Source organism: Chitinophaga rhizophila, from assembly GCF_019492185.1.
GTDB lineage: Bacteria > Bacteroidota > Bacteroidia > Chitinophagales > Chitinophagaceae > Chitinophaga > Chitinophaga rhizophila.
Genome location: NZ_JAICCF010000003.1, coordinates 510,032 through 528,988 on the forward strand (window position 1 = coordinate 510,032; position 18,957 = coordinate 528,988).

The 18,957-nt window shown below is 44.8% G+C and carries 16 protein-coding genes; 9 read left to right on the top strand and 7 right to left on the bottom strand.

From position 1 onward, the window contains the following. Positions 1 to 59: 59 nt before the first annotated feature. From K1Y79_RS29415 to K1Y79_RS16590, 5 genes are all read left to right on the top strand, one after another. A complete protein-coding gene (locus tag K1Y79_RS29415) occupies positions 60 to 1,676 on the top strand; it encodes a M20/M25/M40 family metallo-hydrolase (RefSeq protein ID WP_220251280.1) in 1,617 nt (538 codons plus the stop codon). A gap of 37 nt (positions 1,677 to 1,713) precedes the next feature. After that, positions 1,714 to 2,118 carry a hypothetical protein gene (locus K1Y79_RS16575; RefSeq protein WP_220251281.1) on the top strand — a complete coding sequence of 135 codons (405 nt, stop codon included), beginning with the start codon at positions 1,714 to 1,716 and terminating at the stop codon, positions 2,116 to 2,118. A gap of 45 nt (positions 2,119 to 2,163) precedes the next feature. Then, positions 2,164 to 2,850, top strand: a complete 687-nt coding sequence (locus tag K1Y79_RS16580) for an NUDIX hydrolase (protein WP_220251282.1) — start codon at positions 2,164 to 2,166, stop codon at positions 2,848 to 2,850. A gap of 757 nt (positions 2,851 to 3,607) precedes the next feature. Next, positions 3,608 to 4,519 carry an NUDIX domain-containing protein gene (locus K1Y79_RS16585; protein WP_220251283.1) on the top strand — a complete coding sequence of 304 codons (912 nt, stop codon included), beginning with the start codon at positions 3,608 to 3,610 and terminating at the stop codon, positions 4,517 to 4,519. An 11-nt stretch (positions 4,520 to 4,530) separates the two neighbouring features. Continuing rightward, complete coding sequence (locus K1Y79_RS16590) at positions 4,531 to 5,946, top strand: nicotinate phosphoribosyltransferase (protein WP_220251284.1); 1,416 nt, start codon at positions 4,531 to 4,533, stop codon at positions 5,944 to 5,946. 139 nt (positions 5,947 to 6,085) lie between these two features. Here K1Y79_RS16590 and K1Y79_RS16595 read toward each other — a convergent pair whose 3' ends face one another. The 5 genes from K1Y79_RS16595 to K1Y79_RS16615 are packed head-to-tail and all read right to left on the bottom strand — an operon-like array spanning position 6,086 to position 13,014. Beyond that, complete coding sequence (locus K1Y79_RS16595) at positions 6,086 to 9,265, bottom strand: efflux RND transporter permease subunit (RefSeq protein WP_220251285.1); 3,180 nt, start codon at positions 9,263 to 9,265, stop codon at positions 6,086 to 6,088. A gap of 6 nt (positions 9,266 to 9,271) precedes the next feature. Beyond that, a complete protein-coding gene (locus K1Y79_RS16600; protein ID WP_220251286.1) occupies positions 9,272 to 10,333 on the bottom strand; it encodes an efflux RND transporter periplasmic adaptor subunit in 1,062 nt (353 codons plus the stop codon). Positions 10,334 to 10,365: 32 nt separating this feature from the next. Then, on the bottom strand, positions 10,366 to 11,727 hold the full coding sequence (locus tag K1Y79_RS16605; protein WP_220251287.1) for a TolC family protein: 1,362 nt from the start codon (positions 11,725 to 11,727) through the stop codon (positions 10,366 to 10,368). 52 nt (positions 11,728 to 11,779) lie between these two features. Further along, the gene (locus K1Y79_RS16610) at positions 11,780 to 12,391 is read right to left on the bottom strand and encodes a TetR/AcrR family transcriptional regulator (protein WP_262903171.1); all 612 of its coding nucleotides are present in this window, start codon (positions 12,389 to 12,391) and stop codon (positions 11,780 to 11,782) included. Between the two features lie 8 nt (positions 12,392 to 12,399). Beyond that, the gene (locus tag K1Y79_RS16615; RefSeq protein ID WP_220251289.1) at positions 12,400 to 13,014 is read right to left on the bottom strand and encodes a TetR/AcrR family transcriptional regulator; all 615 of its coding nucleotides are present in this window, start codon (positions 13,012 to 13,014) and stop codon (positions 12,400 to 12,402) included. Between the two features lie 655 nt (positions 13,015 to 13,669). Between K1Y79_RS16615 and K1Y79_RS16620 the strand changes: the two genes are divergently transcribed. Continuing rightward, complete coding sequence (locus tag K1Y79_RS16620; RefSeq protein ID WP_220251290.1) at positions 13,670 to 14,185, top strand: hypothetical protein; 516 nt, start codon at positions 13,670 to 13,672, stop codon at positions 14,183 to 14,185. A 102-nt stretch (positions 14,186 to 14,287) separates the two neighbouring features. On the opposite strand, the gene K1Y79_RS16625 is transcribed toward K1Y79_RS16620, so the two are convergent. Continuing rightward, complete coding sequence (locus K1Y79_RS16625) at positions 14,288 to 15,547, bottom strand: pyridoxal phosphate-dependent aminotransferase (RefSeq protein WP_220251291.1); 1,260 nt, start codon at positions 15,545 to 15,547, stop codon at positions 14,288 to 14,290. 351 nt (positions 15,548 to 15,898) lie between these two features. On the opposite strand from K1Y79_RS16625, the gene dnaN reads away from it, so the two are divergent. The 3 genes from dnaN to K1Y79_RS16640 all read left to right on the top strand — a co-directional run bounded on the left by dnaN (position 15,899) and on the right by K1Y79_RS16640 (position 18,354). Further along, positions 15,899 to 17,017, top strand: a complete 1,119-nt coding sequence (gene dnaN / locus K1Y79_RS16630) for a DNA polymerase III subunit beta (protein ID WP_220251292.1) — start codon at positions 15,899 to 15,901, stop codon at positions 17,015 to 17,017. Between the two features lie 233 nt (positions 17,018 to 17,250). Beyond that, positions 17,251 to 18,069 carry a sterol desaturase family protein gene (locus K1Y79_RS16635; protein WP_220251293.1) on the top strand — a complete coding sequence of 273 codons (819 nt, stop codon included), beginning with the start codon at positions 17,251 to 17,253 and terminating at the stop codon, positions 18,067 to 18,069. A gap of 27 nt (positions 18,070 to 18,096) precedes the next feature. After that, positions 18,097 to 18,354: a hypothetical protein gene (locus K1Y79_RS16640; protein WP_220251294.1), complete on the top strand. Its 258-nt coding sequence runs from the start codon at positions 18,097 to 18,099 to the stop codon at positions 18,352 to 18,354. A gap of 87 nt (positions 18,355 to 18,441) precedes the next feature. Here the strand turns inward: K1Y79_RS16640 and K1Y79_RS16645 are convergent, their stop codons facing one another. Then, positions 18,442 to 18,939 carry a lipocalin-like domain-containing protein gene (locus tag K1Y79_RS16645; protein WP_220251295.1) on the bottom strand — a complete coding sequence of 166 codons (498 nt, stop codon included), beginning with the start codon at positions 18,937 to 18,939 and terminating at the stop codon, positions 18,442 to 18,444. Positions 18,940 to 18,957: the final 18 nt, after the last annotated feature.

Genomic DNA, 18,957 nt, shown 5'->3' on the forward strand with positions numbered 1-18,957 from the left:
TCTTTGCAAACGAAACCTGGTTTGCCGGCTTTATCCGTAGACTTTAAAATTCAACAACTGTGCAGCACCTCACATGCCTCCTGGCACTGTCATTAACCTTAACTACGCAGCTTTACGCCCAGAAGAAAGCCGACCGCAAAGCGCTGGGTAATATCCAGACCCATATTAATTTCCTCGCCAGCGATAAACTGGAAGGACGCCGTACCGGTACCCAAGGTGAACGACTCGCAGCTGAATATATAGCCAGCCAGATGCAACTGGCCGGATTAACCCCCGCAGGTGATAGTGGCTTCCTCCAGACATTCCCGGTAAGTGAAGGCAAACTGATCGCCAACACCTCGCACCTGACAGTGAATAAGTCTACCCTGACTGCCGGCGAACAGTTCGTACCCCTTCCTTTCAGCGCTCAAAAAGACGCTAAAGGCGATGTACTCCCAGATGTTAATGAACCCGATAATATATGGCTCTTCAATGTCAATGACTTTGAAATGTCTCCCCATGCTGACCCCCTGGAAATATACAGGCAAAATGCAAGGGAAGCTGCCAAAGCAGGCGCTACGGGCGTAATATTCTATAACGGTACCGAGAAAACAGCTGATGTCCAGAAATGGCTCAAGGTTGCCGTAGACCCGCTCACTATTCCTGTCATGTGGGTCAATGAGGCAACCAGCAAGATGCTGGATGATGCGGAAGACCTGCGTATTGATATGAAAGTGGATTTTGCCTCCGGCAGACGTACAGGCACCAATGTAATAGGCAAAATTGATAATAAAGCCGCCAGCACGATCGTTATCGGCGCTCATTTTGACCATCTTGGCTATGGTGAAGATCATAACTCACTCGCTCCCAATGACAAAACCATACATCATGGAGCTGACGACAATGCCAGTGGTACGGCTGCATTGCTGGAACTGGCCCGGCAACTGAAAGCTTCCAACCTGCAGAAGTATAACTACCTGTTCGTGGCTTTCTCCGGCGAAGAACTAGGCCTGTTTGGCTCCAAATACTTTACAGAGCACAGCGCCATACCAACTACCTCTTTTAACTACATGATCAATATGGATATGATCGGCAGACTCGATCCGGCCAAAGGACTTCAGGTAGGAGGGATAGGTACCTCTCCGGCATGGCCTGCATTACTGCAACAAGCCATGCCTGCAGATATCCGCGCTAACTACGACTCATCCGGCACCGGCCCGTCAGATCATACCTCATTCTACCTGAAAAATATTCCCGTATTATTCTTCTTCACCGGTACCCACAGCGATTACCATAAACCATCAGACCTGGCAGCTAAGATCAACTATGAAGGCGAACTGGCAGTGATCAGAGTCGTATATACCCTCATAGAAAAGACCAACGAGATGGATAAACTGGTCTTTACCAAAACACGTGACAAACAAACCGGTACCGGAGCCCGCTTTTCCGTAACATTAGGTATCATGCCTGACTATACCTGGCAGAAACCAGGCGTTAAAGTAGATGGGGTGTCAGATAATAAAGCTGCCAGCAAAGCCGGTATACTTACCAATGATGTAATCGTCGAACTTGGTACACATGTCATCGTTAATCTGGAAGATTATATGCAGGCACTGGCCACCTTTAAAAAAGGGGATAAAACAACCGTGAAAGTCAGAAGGGAAGACACTGAAAAAGTATTTGATATCCAATTCTGAGTGTTTTATAATATCTTGCAGCCCTTAATATCGTTGTATGAAGCGTGTTTTATTCATATTGGGTCTGGCTGTATTTGGCTTTTCGTGTAATCAGACACGTACAAGTGGTGAGGATACTTCTAACTACGATATCATCACGGAAAAAAGCTATGTCATCCGCGAAGTGAAACCCGCTGGCGGAGATCCGGAGACAGACTCAATACTGATACGCAAGCAGGAAATGACCAGCTACCTGGAACGGCAGGGCTTTACGCGTCATGTCGCTGCCAAGGAAGTACTGATGTTCCGCAGGAGTAACAGACAGGAAGTAGTAATAGATCTTCCGGCACCGGCAACTGCTGCCGCAGCCAATATGATCATTGTATTTGATCCGATGAAAAATCCCCTGTTCATCAATCTGAAAAAAGACACAACACAGGTGGAACACTATATAAATATGTAAAGAGATGCCGGCATACACGCACCGGCTATAACTTTAAAACTCGATTTGGAACCTACGCAAAACATAAGACTGTGTGTGGATGCGGTAGTCTTTGGCTACACGGCCAAAGAAAGTATTTCCGTACTGCTCATCAAACGCACCATTCCTCCCTTTATGCACCGCTGGGCATTGCCCGGAGGCTTTGTAATTGACGGCGAAACACTTGAAGAAGCAGTTACCCGTGAATTACTGACCGAAGCCGGTGTACACATCAACTATCTCGAACAACTGTATACATTCGGCCAGCCGGAACGAGATCCCAGGGGCAGAATAGTCTCTGTAGCCTATTTCGGACTTGTCAACCCTACCAACTTTAAACTGGCCGCTAGCTCTGATGCGGAAGATGCCAACTGGTTTGATATCAAAAATCTGCCTGACCTTGCCTTTGACCACTCCGTCATTGTAGACGCAGCCATCCAGAGACTACGTGCAAAGATCCGGTATGAGCCTATCGGCTTTGAACTGCTGGACAACAAATTCCCGGTGTCTGACCTGGAGAAACTGTACGAAACAGTATTAGATCGCCCGATTGACCGCCGGAATTTCCAGAAGAAAATCAATCACCTGGGCATCCTCAAAGGACATAATGAAAAGCAGAAACATCCTTCTGCCGGCAGGCCTGCCAAACTATACAGCTTCAATGAAGAACGCTATTTCCAGCTGAAAAAAGAAGGGATCACATTCGAGATATAAGAAAAATCATTGCTGCGAATCTGACGCTATGAGCATAACGTTGCCACCTCCTGGCAACAGCGCTGACATATAACTCACCCTTGTCTTAATATGCTGTTATTGAGATACTTAACACTGTCAACATATCTACTCTGTGAATATAGGATCTGAAATCGCGTGGTTATCCGGGCCACCTTCCAGACATCCTTTGCCCCGGCGGACGGCCTCAATATGCTATCTCGGGGGCAACAATAATGTTTCCACATGCTGTTACTGAAACAGGGTTTATCTTTCATACCAACCAAGGGCTAATTCGTCACTAAGAGGTCACCTCAATATCCCCGGGATATTGAAGTGACCTCTTAGTGACCTTTTGGTGATGGGATGGCACAAAACATAAAAGCCACATTAACCGATAAAAGACTATTAATATATTGTAAGGCCTATCATGCTGAAGCCGGTGCTCCTATAACCGAAACAGCTTATTCAGGGTTCCGGCAAACCAGCCTGAAGTAGTGGGGACCGAGGGATTTTCGTTGCCGGCAAATCGGCAATCAACGAATCTGGCATGAGGCAGTACCGGGAGCTTCTACTGCCAGATAGGCTAAATTGATCAGCCGGAAATTTTTTCATCGTATCATAACATTATCATTTACAATACATTGACACTATAAACACGCTATATCGACGAGTATTTGTGTAAAAAGTACAGAAAATATTTTGTCTATATGTCGGATCTTCTATACATTTGTGTAGAAGTTACACAAAACAATATTCTATGACAACGCTTAAGCCTACAGGAGTAATAATAGCACGGTTTCAGACACCTACCTTGCACGAGGGGCATCTGCAACTGATCAAAGAAGTAAAGTCCAAACATAACAGGCTGATTATCATACTGGGCGTAAGTCCGATAAAGGGCGGCCGCAAGAACCCGCTGGATTATTACACCAGGGAGCGGATGATCAAAAAGTTATTTCCGGAGGTGATCGTATTACCGCTCAGCGACCAGGCGTCTGACAAGGTATGGTCCCGGAAGATGGATGAGTTGTTAAGTAACAATTTCAATAACGAAAGCTTCATCCTGTATGGCAGCCGTGACAGTTTCATTCCTTACTACTCCGGCCGTTTTCCTACAGCGGCATTACCGCCGGTACAGGACTTTAACTCTACTGCCCAGCGAGAGGCAATATCTGACAAAGTATTTGATACAGAGGAGTTTAGGGCAGGAGTGATCTATGGTACATACAATCTTTATCCGAAGGTATATCCAACTGTTGATATAGCATTATTCCGTAACAACCGTACCGAGTTGCTGCTTGGTCGTAAGTCAGCAGAAAGTGGCTGGCGGCTGCCGGGTGGATTTGCAGACCCTTCAGACATGAGTTTTGATATTGCTGCGAAGAGGGAATTGCAGGAAGAATGCGGCCCGGTAGAGACCAGTGCGATGCAATATGAGCTGTCACTTCAGATGGATGACTGGCGTTACCGCTCTGAAGTAGACAAAATCATCACAACCTTATTCAGCACAGACCTGCTGTTTGGAGAACCTGCTGCTGATGACGACCTGGCTGACATGAAATGGGTGAAAGTCAACGATATTACCAACATGATTGCACAGGGCACTATCGTGAGCACACACATACCACTATTAAACAAATTAGCTGAAAAATATTCTACTAACGATTAAATAGAAGAATCATGACAAAGGAAAACCTCATCTTGTTAGCTGATGCTTACAAATACTCCCACCACAAACTCTACATCCCCGGCACTGAATATATCTATTCTTACTTTGAAAGCAGAGGTGGTAAATTCCAGGATACTGTTTTCTATGGTCTGCAATATTTCCTGATGGAATACCTGCAGGGCACTGTTATCACCAAAGAAAAACTTGACGAAGCAGAAACTACTTTGCTGGAAGTCTTCGGCCGTAACGATGTATTTGACCGCAGCCGTTTTGAGTACATCATTGAAAAGCATGGTGGACGCCTGCCGGTACGTATCAAGGCAATACCTGAAGGAACCGTCACTGGTGTGAAGAATGTACTGATGACTATTGAGAACACCGATCCCAATTGTTACTGGTTAACCAACTTCCTGGAAACCCTGCTGATGCAGATCTGGTACCCTTGTACAGTGGCTACATTATCCAGAGAGATAAAAAAGACAGTTAAAAAATATTACATTGAGACAGCCAGCGAGGCGGCTTTCGGAGGAATTGACTTCGTACTCAATGACTTCGGTTTCCGTGGTGCAAGTTCTGTAGAGAGTGCCGGTATTGGAGGCAGCGCTCACCTGATCAATTTCTCTGGTAGCGATACCCTGATGGCCTCTACTTTTGCTAAAAAGTACTATCAGGCACCAACGGCACCTGGTCTTTCTATACCGGCTACAGAACACTCGATTGTAACGATGCTGGGTGAAGAAGGGGAGCTGGAGATCTTCCGTCACATACTGAATGCATTCCCTACGGGAACAATTGCCTGTGTATCTGACTCTTACAATATCCTTCGTGCCTGCAAAGAGTACTGGGGTACCGAATTAAAAGAGCAGATCCTGTCCAGACAAGGTACACTCGTGATCCGTCCTGACAGTGGAGATGCTATTCAGACGTTATTGCGGGTATTTGAAATATTGATGGAAACGTTCGGGTATACTGTCAATGAAAAGGGATACAAAGTATTGCCACCGCAGGTAAGAGTGATACAAGGGGATGGTATCAGTTATTCTTCTATACCTCCGATTTACGAGGCCCTGAAAAAGGCGGGTATCAGTGCAGAAAACCTGGTATTGGGAATGGGCGGCGCACTGCTGCAACGAGTGAACAGAGATACACAGGAATATGCATTAAAATGCTCTTATGCTGTAGTGAATGGTAAGCCTATCAATGTGCAGAAAAATCCGATGGAGCTGGATGCAGACGGAAACCCTCGTGTATCCTTTAAGAAGTCCAAATCCGGTAAGCAGAAACTGGTTCTGCAGAACGGGGCATATGTGTCTCTTCCTGAGCATGAAGCGCCTGAACTGGCCGATCAGCTGGTAACAGTGTTTGAAGATGGCGATATTAAAACAGCGTACACCTTTGAACAGATCAGGAAGAACGCAACAATCTAACTTGTCGCCATCATTTGTCCCCCAATGCAGCGCCGTCCACAGGACGGCTTTTTTTATATAAGAAAGGCCGGAGTAGGAATACTCCGGCCATTGTTTAAACCTACAACTGTTACACTATTAGTAACTAAAATCTTTATCATTAATTCAATGAAGCTTCTTCTATTTCTGCCGCATACGGAGCTACCAGGCGCTGACGGATCAGTCTTTTGGCAGATGGCTTATTCCAGCCAAAGCGGTTCATGATGCTATCCACGATCTTGTACACAACAGGCACTACAATCAGCGTCAGGAACATGGAACTGATCAGACCACCGATGATAACCCAGGCCAGACCATTCTTGGTTGCAGCCACACCACCTGTTGCCAGTGCGATAGGCAACATACCTATTACCATCGCGATAGTTGTCATCAGGATCGGACGTAAACGTGCGTTGTTTGCATGGATCAGGGCCTCTGTAGTACTTTGACCTTGTTCTTTCATCTGGTTGGTGAAGTCCACAAGAATGATCGCATTCTTCGCCACCAGACCAATCAACATGATCATACCCAGGATTGTAAAGATGTTCAGGGTATTGTTAGTCAATGCCAGCGCGAGCAATGCTCCGATAATCGCCAGCGGGATAGAGAACAATACCACAAACGGATAGATATAGTTGTCATACAGTGCCACCATGATCAGGTATACCATGACGATAGAGATTAGGAGCGCAGCACCCAGCGTACCGAAGGAATCTCCCTGGTTTTCTGCATCACCGGCCCACAGGTAACTGATACCTACCGGCTTACGCAGAGACTCCAGTTTTGTAGCAAATTCCTGCTGTACAGTACCGGAAGGACGGCCTACGACCAGCGATTTTACAGAGACAGATGTATTTTTATCTCTTCTTTCCAGGCGGCTAGGTCCGGAACCTTCTGTTACAGTAGCAAACTGAGATAATCTTACCAGTTGCCCCTGGTTATTGATAAATTCAATATTGGAAACATCCTGCAGATTCTTACGATCGAAGTCATCAAAGCGGATGTTGATATCATATTCATAGTCACCCTGGCGGAACTTCACTTTAGAGTCATCGGCAGTACCGCTGAATGCAGTCTGCATGGTTCCACCTACACTTTCCAGTGTAAGACCCAGCGCAGACATTTTATCTCTGTCTACCTGTACATTGATCTCGGGGTTACCTTCTTCTACTGACAGTTTCACGTCGCTCGTACCATCAATGGTAGCCAGTACACCCATCGCCTGCTTCGCATAGCTCATTACACTATCCATCTCAGTACCCATTACAACCAGTTCAACCGGAGAGGCTTCTGCTGTACCCAGGATACTTACGTCCATGGTCTTGAGTTTAACACCAGGCAGCAGTTTCCTTAGCTCCACTTTAGTTTTGGCGGCATAGATATCTGAACCGTCAGTACGGTGCTCAGCCTCTACCAGCATTACTGTAATTTCTGATTTATAGGCAGTGGACTGAGAGGCCCCGAAACCATCTTCACTGGTCTGACCTACAGTTGTGATCAGACGGGTAATTTCTTTCTTCTTTGACAGGTATTCTTCCGCTTTACGGGTGGCCTGGTTAGTCTGTTCTACAGAGGCATCTTTAGGCATTTCCAGTACGACGATGAACTGTCCGCGGTCACCTTTTGGAATGAACTCACCACCGATATATCCTTTACCGATCAGCATGAAAGAGAGGAACAGCAAACCGATGGCTACTACCAGTGTGATAGCTTTATGGTTAAGGGACCACTTCAGGATGCTGGTCATCCAGTCAGTGAACTTCTGCAGTTGTCTTTCAAACCAGAGGATGAATTTCTCGAAGAAGTTCTTACCAGTGATATGTTCCAGTTTACCGAAACGGGAGGACAGCAGCGGTACAATCATAAAGGAAGACAACAAACTGAGCATTGTCGAGATCATCACTACCACACAGAACTCACGCAGGATCTTTGATACCAGTTCATTTGTCAGGGAAATCGGAAGGAATACCACCACAATTACGAGGGTAATGGATGTTACGGTAAAGCCGATCTCCTTCACACCATCAAATGCAGCCCGTACCCTGTTTTTACCCATTTCCATATGGCGGTAGATATTTTCAAGTACCACGATGGCATCATCCACGAGGATACCTACTACCAGTGACAGGCCAAGTAATGACATCAGGTTCAGAGAGAAGCCGAACATCTTCATACCAATGAAGGTAGCTACCAGTGAAGCCGGGATAGAGATCATTACGAAGATCGCACTACGGATACTATGCAGGAACAGCAGCATTACAGCAGCTACCAGCACAATTGCGATGATCAGGTCATGTATTACGGAATCAGCTGATTCGAGGGTAAAGTCAGAAGAGTCGTTCGCAATGAATATTTTCAGGTTAGCAGCAGCATAATCTTTTTCGATAGAGGCAATTGCCTTCTTCATTCCCTCACTCACAGTTACGGCGTTCGCGTCATTCTGCTTCTGTACTTGTAATGCGATAGAGCTCACACCGTCCACACGGGCCAGACGATCTACGTCTTTCTGGGAGTCCTGTACATCAGCCACATCTTTCAGGCGGATCTGAGTTCCGGTGGCGGTTGTAGAGAGTACCAGGTTACGCAGCTGATCAACATCTTTATATTTACCTGCCAGACGTACCAGGATCTGCTGTTCCTGGGTTTTTACCTTACCGGTAGGGAAGTCCAGGTTAGCGTTGGTAATGGTTTGTCTTACCTGCAGGATAGACATTTTATATGCTTCCAGTTTCCTTGGATCGATATTCACCTGGATCTCACGTTCCTGACCACCGATGAGGGTAATCTGAGCTACACCTGGTAAGCGGGAGAGGAGAGGTTGCAGTTTTTTATCGATCAGATCATAGAATTGTTTGCTGTCCATATTGGCAGTAGCAGACAATGTCATGATTGGTAAGTCATCCAGGGAGAATTTGTTAAGAGACGGTGCTTTAGCATCAGTAGGCAGGTCTGACAGGATAGCGTTCACTTTACGTTGTGCATCCTGCAGGGCGATGTCTACGTTAGCATCGTTGTTCAACTCAACCGTAACGGTAGATAAGCTCTCTGAAGATTTGGATATGATCTTTTTGATCTTCTCCATTGACGCTACCGCATCCTCTATCTTTTTGGTGATGGTGCTTTCCACTTCATTAGGAGAGGCACCGGGATATACGGTAGCAATGGTTACTACCGGCGAACTAAACTTCGGCAGCAGCTCATAGTTGAGCGATTTATAGCTCATCACACCCAGCAGCGTCAGGATGGTAAAGATTACCACCACTATTGTGGGTCGCTTTATGGATATTTCTGTGATCTTCATAGTTGATTATTTTTGTACGGATACTTTAGATCCGTCTACCAGGTTGATTTGTCCGCTGGTGATTACGGTTTCGCCTTCATTCAGTCCTTCTCTGATTTCCACTCTGTCGCCATAGATACGACCGGCAATCACCTTACGTACTTTAGCAGTATTATTTTCCAGTACGTATACCTGGTTGCTGTTTACGCCGCCAATGAAAGCACTACGGGCTACGAGGATAGCAGGAACTGCATTTTTCATTTCAAAATGGGCAGTACCGTACATACCGGCTCTCAGTTGTTTATCGCCGCTATTGGTCACTTCCATTTCAACAGGGTAGTTGAGGGTATTGTCGCCTTTCGCAGCGATGAAAGACACGCGGCCTTCGTAGTTAACTTCAGGGAATACGGAGGAGGTCACCCTTACTTTATCGCCTTCTTTCAGGTTTACCACCTGGATTTCCGGAACGGATACAGCCAGTTTCAGGCGGGATACGTCTACGATATCGAACATTTTGTTACCGGGGGAGAGGTAGGCACCCTGTTCTACATATTTCTTGTTGATCACACCACTGATTGGTGCTTTGATATAAGTATCACCTACACGACGGCTGGCAGCAGCATATTTTGTTTTTGCCAGTTCGTACTGAAGTGTTGCATCGTCTACTTGTTTCTTTGTTACGCCGCCTGTTTTGAAAGCAGCTTCGTATCTTTCTTTGTCTACTCTCAGTTGCTCAAGGTTGGTTTTAGCGGCCTGGAGGTCAGTGCTGAGTATTTCACCATCTACATGGGCGAGGGCCTGGCCTTGTTTTACAACAGTACCTTCGTCTACCATCAGTTTGGTGATACGGCCGGATGTCTCGGCGAGGTAGCTCAGTTCGCGGAATGGAGTGAAGTTACCATTGGCGAGGAAGCCTTCAGAGAAATCAGATTTTGCCACTTTTTCCACCAGAACAGGCACATCGCCGGCATTGCTTTTCTTAACAAATTCTGTTTTGGTTTCGTTGGCTTTTTTATTGGCGCCCAGCTTCCACATGATCAATACAACAGCTGCGATTGTCACTGCGCTCCAGATAAGAATCTTTTTCATATAGTTCGGTATGCGGTTTTTAGCGGTTTTAGTTAGTTGAGCAGGCTTTTGAGGTTACCATTAGATTTGATGATATCCAGTTCTGCCAGCTTGTATTGCAATAAAGCTTCGTTGTAGTTATTCTGAGCCGAGATAAGGGATGTTTCAGCATCCAGCAGATCGGTCAGATTTGCCAGTCCCAGGTTATAGTTATTCTGGGTAGAGTTATACACTTCATTGGCCAGGTCTACGTTTTCTTTCTGTGCTTTTATCGTGCTCAGGTTATTCTGAACCTGCAGTTTTGCATTTTCATACTGCGTATTCAGTGAGAGGTTAGTGGCTTCCATGTCCTTTCTGATCTGTTTCAGTGCAACAGTAGCCTGGCTAACGCGGGAGCGGCGTGCCCAACCATCGAAAATGGGTATTTTCAGGGTGAGGCTTACAGCAGCCATATCGTACCAGCTGGCAGTAGATCCGCCGGATTTTGACTTCAGCAGGTCAAACTTGTTACTGATACCGTTGTATGAGTAGTTACCATTGAGCGCCAGCGACGGGTAAAATTCTGCGAGGTAAGCTTTCTTCTGGAAGTTTTGTAGTTCTTCCTGTTTTTTCAGGAGGCGGTATTCGATACGGTTATCGAGGTTCAGTCCACCGAAATCAGCCGCAGTAGCTTTATTTTCAATTTCTTTAAACGAAGTAGAGGGCAGGTTGATGATATTGGCAACGGGCATACCCATCATCATTTTCAGCTGGTTGGTTTGCAGCTGGAACTGGTTTTTTGCCTGCGTACGTTGTGTTTTATAGTTGGTGAGGTTTACACGCATACGATCCAGATCGATTTTGCGGGCAAGGCCGTTATCTACCTGAGAGGAAGTTGTTTCCACCAGTTTAGTCATAGTTTCGATATTGGCATCGAGAACGGTCATTTTCTCACGGGATACCAGGGCGCTGTAGTAGAGTTGAGTAACGTTATAGATGACAGTTTCTTCGCTTTGCGCAGTCTGCATGCTATAAAATTCTTCGCCGGCTTTAGCGGCTTTAAGGCCGGTGAATACAGATTGGTTGTATACTTCCTGCGAGAGTGTACCGGTTGCAGCTACGTTATGAGTTACACCGGCTTCGAGCAGGAGGGTGGTACCGGGAGCGCCTCCGGCAAATTCGCCTGGCACTGGTATTACCTGTTTCTTGATATTATTGGTATAGGATCCTTGTGCATTTACCTGTGGTAATGCTCTGGCTCTTACTTCACTTGTTTTGAAACGACCCATATCTTCTTCCAGGCGGGTACGTGCCAGTTGCTGGTTGTTGGAGAGTGCATATTTCAGGCACTCCTGCAACGACAGTTCCGATTGCGCATAGGAGGTATATCCCCCTATTCCCGTTAAGAGAATAAGCGTTAACATTATCCTTTTCATCCGTATGTATTTCTTTGATTTTTTAGTTGGCGGATATCGTGTTTAGTGGTGGTTAGTCTTGTTCTATCCGGATATATCCGGCAGCTACTTTTCGACCTTTTGTTGTGGTAATGCCCAGTAGGAAATGAGCGGTGATCTCTCTGATCACTTCGTGCATATTGAACTGTGTTGCAGGAAATAGGGCTGGTTGAAACACCGTTTCCAGTTGCAGCAGTCTCATATGCGCCATTATATCCAGTTTGAGATCATTGCGGTATATTCCTTCCTGTATACCCCGTTCCAGGTTGGTTGTGATGGCGCGCACCAGGTGTTCTTTTTTGAACACCTCCACTTCCTGCCAGATTGCGGGGTGATACTTTTGCATTTCGTAGAGCATTACAGGATTGATGGTGTTACCCATGTCTTCCATAAATTTCACTTCTTTAAGTAGCTCCTCAATAGCGTTAGCAGATTGCTGGCGAAAATCTTCGAGATGTTGTTCATGTCCATTCAGCATAAATCTCATTCCTTCCTGAACCAGTTCTTCTTTGTCTTTAAAATGTTCGTATACAGTCTTCTTCGACACCCCGCTTTCCCTCGATATATCGAACATTGTTACACTCTTAATGCCGTACATTCTGAACATCCTAAGCGCTGTTTCTAATATCCGCTCTTTGACTGGCATGATTCCTTTTATTGTTTCTTAATTCCCCGTACGAATATTTCCGTCAGCAACTTCTGCTGTGCTACTATCTTTTCGAATCCTTCTTTATCTAAGTCTACTACTACTTCCGGCATACAGCTCATACCAGCGAAACGGAGGCCTTCCATTGCATCCTGGTACAACATGCCTATTTCCTCCGGATTGGTTACATCAAATTCACCGGTTGTTACACCCCGTTTCACTATTTTGATATGCATTGCATATTCTCTGCTCTGTACAGAATTGATGATTTCCTGTATTTCCGGTGTTTTATCGTTCAGCACTTTGAAAAGTTCCAGTCGGCTGAAACGCTCAATGAACTGTATTTTGCTCTGAATCATGTTGAAGAAGATCTGTTCGGCTGAAATATCAGTTCTATCCGCTTCTGATTCCAGTTCCTGAAAGAAAGCTTCTCCGATCTTCATTAATACGGCATTATGCAATGCCTTTTTATCAGAAAAGTAGTAATACAATGATGCTTTTGAACAACGCAGGTCATCTGCGATCTCATTCATAGTGGTTTTACTTGCACCGTAGTGCATAAACCTCTTCAAAGCTGCTTCCAGGATTTTCTCCCGCATTTCATCTTTGTTCTCAGCGAGCATTAACTTTTTGACTTTTTTAGTTTCGGAGTCAAAAGTAGGAACTTTTATGAACTTTTAAAACGTTAAAATCCATTTAACAATTGATTAACTTTTTGACTTTAAGAGTCAGAAGGTTGAAAAGTCAGAAAATGAGAAACGTATATAATTGGTAAATAGCAACTTACATTGACATTTTTTCATAATCTGTCTAAAAACAGAGCAGAGGAAATTTTTTAGACTGAACCAAGGCAAATGGACAAGCGGACTTATTTAGACATCACCAGACGGTGAAATTTTGCCAGAACAGGGTTAATATTCGCCCTTCGGGTGACGGGAGTCAGGATGCAGGACCTCCAAATATCTGGTTGCGGATAGTGCAATAGGGGTACGGATAAATGGACAAAAGACTATAAAGTAAGTTCCTTTCGATTTAGTCATCGGCAGTTACTTGATCGGCTATTTCCGAAAAGAGGGCTTGGAGAGGGAGGAAAACGACCTTTAGGCAGGAGAAAGGAGGATACTGCATGAACATTCTTTTATTAGCGGGGTTAATTAAAAAGCGGCCTGTCTCAATTTTCCTGCTTTTAGCAGACACATTTTGCAGCTACATCTCGGAAAAGCTTTAGAGGTATACAAGGGGCATTGGTTTTGCCTTACATGAACAAAATCAAACGCTATGAAAAAGATAATGCTGCTGCTGATTGCCGTAACAGGTTTTACAGCTACCTCAATGGCCCAGATCAATGTTAGTATCAATATAGGAAGGCAACCGGTATGGGGGCCTGTGGGATATGACCATGTAGACTACTACTACTTGCCAGATGTAGAGTGTTATTACAGTGTACCTGAGCGGGTATATATATACAGGAATGGCAATAGCTGGGCAAGGTCAAGGGCATTACCTCGCAGATATGCAAACTTTGATGTGTATCATGCGCACAAAGTAGTGATAAATGGAGTAGACAGGCCTTATCTGATGCACGACAGGTATCGTAAGGAGTACTATGGCTATCGTAACAAGCATGACCAGATGGCTATCCGTGATAGCCGGGAAGCAAAGTATTATGTAAACAGATACCATCCGAAACACGACGAATGGAAGAAGTACCATAAAGGAAAAGAGAACCGTGGTAGAGCGGACAGGGGCAATGGGAATGGTAGAGGTAATGGTCGTGACCGGGACAGATATTAAGCAGGACTCCCTTCTTTCAGCACCACACCTATCATGAAGAAGGCCGCTCCGTTTGTGACGGGGCGGCCTTTCCTGTTTTATGTCGCTTGCCATTAAACAATCTTATTGCAGCTTTTCCAGCGCAGCTTTCAGCTGAGCGATCATAGCCGGAATCTCTTCTTTTACGCAGGTACCTACGCTGAGGCGATACCACGGAGAGTTTTTAGCTGCACCAAATGCATAGAACGGAACCAGTCCCAGTTTGGCTTCATTCAGGATATAGGAAGTAACTGCCGCCTGATCTTCCAGTACTGTACCGTCAGCAGTCTTTTTACCAGCCAGATCGATCTTAAGAGTCAGGTAGATAGCAGCCTGTGGCGCGATAGCTTCTACTGGGTGACCAGCTTTCTTCAGGCTATCAAATCCTTCATAGATCTTCTGTAGGCGCTCTTCTACTTCACCTTTAAACTTCTTCAGGTAAGCATTAACCTCGTCTTTGCGACGCAGGTAACGGGCAGCAGCATGTTGTTCTGCCATAGGGCTCCAGGCACCTACGTGAGACAGGATAGACTTCATTTTTGCTATCACGTGGGCAGGACCTAAAGCCCACCCAACTCTTACACCCGTAGCAGCGAAAGCCTTACTCATACCATCTATGAAGATGGTATAGTCTCTCAGCTCAGGACGCAGGGATACCGGAGTATAGTGCTGCGTCTGACCGAAGGTCAGCACCCAGTACATCTGGTCAAACATGATGTACAGAGGCTTTTCATCAGCACCACGGCTTTTGTTTTCAGCAATCACCAGGTCGCAGATTTCTTCCAGCTGTTGCTTACCGAAAGCAGTACCGGTCGGGTTCTGCGGAGAACACAGCGCCAGAAGGGTAGCTCCCTTCAGGAGAGGTTTCAGTTCGGCAGCAGTAGGCATAAAGTCGTTTTCTGGTTTAGTTTCCAGTACGACATGTTCTGCTTCAAGGAAGTGAGTATAGTGGTTATTGTTCCAGGAAGGGGTAGCATAAACCACCTTTTCTCCTCTGTCAACAATTGTTCTGAAAGTTGCATAGATAATTGGACGTCCGCCGCAGGAGATAACAATTTCTTTAGCAGGATCGTAGTTCAGGTTTTCGTGTTCGGCGATGAACTCACCAACAGATTTTCTGAGTTCAGGAATACCATCAGCGGGGGGGTAGTTGGTAAATCCTTCCTTGTAAGCCGTTATGATCTCTTCCTCAAATTCAGCCGGAATCGGGAATACCTTGGGATCAAAATCGCCAATGGTGAAATTGTAGATCTTTTCGCCCTTGGCCTGCTTCTCCTTAATCTCACCGGCCAGCTTAATAATTTCAGACCCGATCAAGGTTTCGGCTAAATGAGATAGTTTCATAACCCAAAAGAATTTTAGTTTTAAAAATATTTTTTTGCGCCCGCAAAGCTAAAGGATATGAACATCATTTAAAAGAAAAGGTAGATTTTTTCAAAGCATATTAATAAATCGGCCTTTTATTAAAAACAATCTAACAGAAGCCTTACTAATCATCATTTTATCTAACATTGCATTTTCCGATAATATCTGTAAATAGCACGATACTTGACAATTCTTTCTATCTTTGTCCGCATTCTTAAAAAGCCTTATTTTAGATGGGTTAACAGGATGCAGATTGCTGTCAATCGCCTCACTGCCCGTTGCGAGGGCTATTTTTTGAATCATAGCAAATAAGTAAATACAATATATCACATGAAGTTTATCGTTTCTTCCTCTACTTTGTTAAAACAATTGCAGCAGATCAGCGGGGTGATCAACTCGAACACGGTGTTGCCTATATTGGAAGATTTCCTGTTCCTGATAGATAAGAACGAACTGACTGTAGTCGCTACAGATCTTGAGACTGTGATGAAGGTAAAGCTGGAGGTAGAAGCCAAAGAGAGTGGCCGTATCTGTATACCGGCAAAGATCCTGATGGATTCACTCAAAAACCTGCCTGACCAGCCGCTGACGTTTCAAATAGATCTTAACTCATACGCGGTTGAAATCACTTCCGACAATGGTAAGTACAAGGTGATGGGAGAAAACCCTGAGAATTTCCCAAAAGAACCTGCTGCTGATGATACTACATCATTCAACGTAACGTCTACCGCACTGGTAACGGCGATCAACAAAACACTGTTTGCAGTAAGCAACGACGATCTTCGTCCAGCTATGACAGGTGTATTTTTTGAACTGACTCCTACCAGTCTGACATTTGTAGCAACAGATGCGCACCGTCTGGTAAAATATGTAAGAACCGGAGTAGAATGCCCTAAAGCAGAAACATTCATCGTACCTAAAAAGCCGTTGAACCTGCTGAAGTCTGCATTACCTGACAATGACACAGAGATTAAAATTGCCTATAGCCAGAATCACTTCTTTGTAACACATGATGGCGCACAGATGATCTGTCGTCTGATCGATGCAAGATTCCCTGATTATAAGGTAGTTATTCCAAAAGACAATCCTTATCGCCTGACAGTGGCAAAAAGCGATTTCCAGAACGCTTTGAAACGTGTGAGCGTATTTGCCAATAAGAGCACCAACCAGGTTGCATTGAGCATCACAGGCAGCGAATTGCAGCTCTCAGCGCAGGATGTTGACTTCTCTTTTGAAGGTAATGAGCGTATGAGTTGCCAGTACACTGGTGATGATATGCAGATTGCATTCAATGCCAAGTTCCTGATCGAAATGCTGAATGCAGCAGAAGGAGATGAGATCTCTATTGAATTATCTACACCAACTAAAGCAGGTATCCTGAAACCTTCTGAAAAAGAAGAAAATGAAGATCTGCTGATGCTGGTAATGCCGCTTATGTTGAATAACTAGACCGGTAAGGCAACAACTAATAACTAATGTTTATCTATAAAGCAATCTCTCACAAGGGGATTGCTTTTTTCTTTGCCCCTAGCCACTTTCAAAAGAATTATTATTTGAAAAAGTCGTAAATTAATAGCTGTAAATAAGGACAGTAAGCGATTGATTTGCCCCCGTTTGATGACCACTATTTCACGTTAACTGATCACCGCATGGAACCCATCATGCAATAAACGCATTCCCGTATGGAAGAATTTTTTAATAATATTCCTCCGTTGTATCGTGCCGCTTTTCTTGTAGGCGGACTTGCACTGCTTTGGATGATAGAAGGTGTTATTCCCCGCCTGTCATTTAAAGGAGACCGGTACAGGCATGCCGGCACTAATCTTTTTTTTACGTTAACAACCGCTGTTGTTAATCTAGGCTTTGCGTTTCTGATTGTTACAGCCTCAGAATGGACGGCCAGAACGCAATTTGGCTTGTTATACACCATTGAACTTCCGGGCTGGCTGCATTGCCTGCTTGCCATTATGATGATGGACTTTATTGGCGCTTACCTGGTACATGTTATTCAGCATAAAATTGCCTGGATGTGGCATTTTCATAAGATACACCATATTGACACTGCAGTAGATACTACTACAGCTTTGAGACATCATCCGGTAGAGAGCATTTTCAGGGTAGTAGCACTGCTGCTGGCTATTGTTGCAATGGGCATACCTATCTGGATGGTGATGCTGTACCAAAGTGTTTCAGCATTCATGTCACAGTTTAATCACGCAAATATCCGGTTACCCAAATGGCTAGATAACATCCTTAGCATGATCATTGTATCGCCTGACATGCACAAGGTACATCATAGTCATTACCAGCCGGAGACAGACTCTAACTACGCAAATATCTTTTCATTCTGGGACCGTCTGTTCGGCACATTCGTGAAAGTAAAAGACGTAACACGATTGCGCTACGGACTGGATGAGTATCAGGACGATCATTATCAGCAGATCGGGACACTACTGAAAGTGCCCTGGGAGCAAGCAAAACAGGAAAAAGTTATAAACTAATTGTTATCACGTTTAATTCATCTTCATATGCAACAGCACACTACGTCCACACCAACAAAAATCGCCTGTTTCGTATCAATGTTTGCAGGCATATTCGCTGCAGTATATGCGTTTGTAGCAAGGAACCCGAATACAGCTCTTGTATTGGGTATAGCAGCTATAGTAATTGGGGGGCTCTCCGTTTTAAAAGCGCACAGAAATATTGACGACACACAAGTTGCCACTGCCGGTGTATTTATGGCAGTAGTAGCCTGCGCAGTAGCTTTGTGGCAAATGTATAACTAGTAAAGTTCATGACTACAATAGTCCGGAAACAGGTGACAGGCAGTATACGCCATACTGCTTGTTACCTGTCGGCTATTTAAGCACTGGCTATTTCTTTTTAGCAGCTTTTTTATATTCCTCAATATACCCCTCTGCAGCTTTGATAGGGAATAGCACTAACGAAGTATCTGTCAGCGACCTGATAAGTATAGTATCAATAACTACCGCAGAATCTTTCTGAGGGCGACCCTCTATGTGACTCCAAAAAAGTAAAGTGTCGTGAGAAACACTCCACTTATCATACACCATTGAATAAGTATTAATCGATGTAATGCCCCCGTTCTTCTTTAATTGAAAACCCTGTGTTGCTTTGTCTACACCAGGCACAGGCTGTAACCACTTGCCTAATAACTGTGCTTCGCTATACGAAATGGTGTCTGCCTTGATCGTAGTAATAGAATCTATAATAGTCTCAGGAGTGACTGTATCAGGCACATCTATCAGGCTGCTGTCTTCTACCAGAACAGTCTGGGGTGGAGGTGCAGGCTGTTGGCAAGCTGCAACTATAACAGTTGAGATTACTGACAAAAGCAGACTTTTTTTCATAGCATCAAAGATAGGAAT

Coding starts and splice junctions, on each gene's coding strand:
- K1Y79_RS16640 (WP_220251294.1), top strand. CDS start 18,097: ATGCAACAGCACACTACGTCCACACCAACAAAAATCGCCTGTTTCGTA.
- dnaN (WP_220251292.1), top strand. CDS start 15,899: ATGAAGTTTATCGTTTCTTCCTCTACTTTGTTAAAACAATTGCAGCAG.
- K1Y79_RS16590 (WP_220251284.1), top strand. CDS start 4,531: ATGACAAAGGAAAACCTCATCTTGTTAGCTGATGCTTACAAATACTCC.
- K1Y79_RS16615 (WP_220251289.1), bottom strand. CDS start 13,014: ATGCTCGCTGAGAACAAAGATGAAATGCGGGAGAAAATCCTGGAAGCA.
- K1Y79_RS16635 (WP_220251293.1), top strand. CDS start 17,251: ATGGAAGAATTTTTTAATAATATTCCTCCGTTGTATCGTGCCGCTTTT.
- K1Y79_RS16595 (WP_220251285.1), bottom strand. CDS start 9,265: ATGAAGATCACAGAAATATCCATAAAGCGACCCACAATAGTGGTGGTA.
- K1Y79_RS16610 (WP_262903171.1), bottom strand. CDS start 12,391: ATGCCAGTCAAAGAGCGGATATTAGAAACAGCGCTTAGGATGTTCAGA.
- K1Y79_RS16605 (WP_220251287.1), bottom strand. CDS start 11,727: ATGAAAAGGATAATGTTAACGCTTATTCTCTTAACGGGAATAGGGGGA.
- K1Y79_RS16625 (WP_220251291.1), bottom strand. CDS start 15,547: ATGAAACTATCTCATTTAGCCGAAACCTTGATCGGGTCTGAAATTATT.
- K1Y79_RS16620 (WP_220251290.1), top strand. CDS start 13,670: ATGAAAAAGATAATGCTGCTGCTGATTGCCGTAACAGGTTTTACAGCT.
- K1Y79_RS16575 (WP_220251281.1), top strand. CDS start 1,714: ATGAAGCGTGTTTTATTCATATTGGGTCTGGCTGTATTTGGCTTTTCG.
- K1Y79_RS16600 (WP_220251286.1), bottom strand. CDS start 10,333: ATGAAAAAGATTCTTATCTGGAGCGCAGTGACAATCGCAGCTGTTGTA.
- K1Y79_RS16585 (WP_220251283.1), top strand. CDS start 3,608: ATGACAACGCTTAAGCCTACAGGAGTAATAATAGCACGGTTTCAGACA.
- K1Y79_RS16645 (WP_220251295.1), bottom strand. CDS start 18,939: ATGAAAAAAAGTCTGCTTTTGTCAGTAATCTCAACTGTTATAGTTGCA.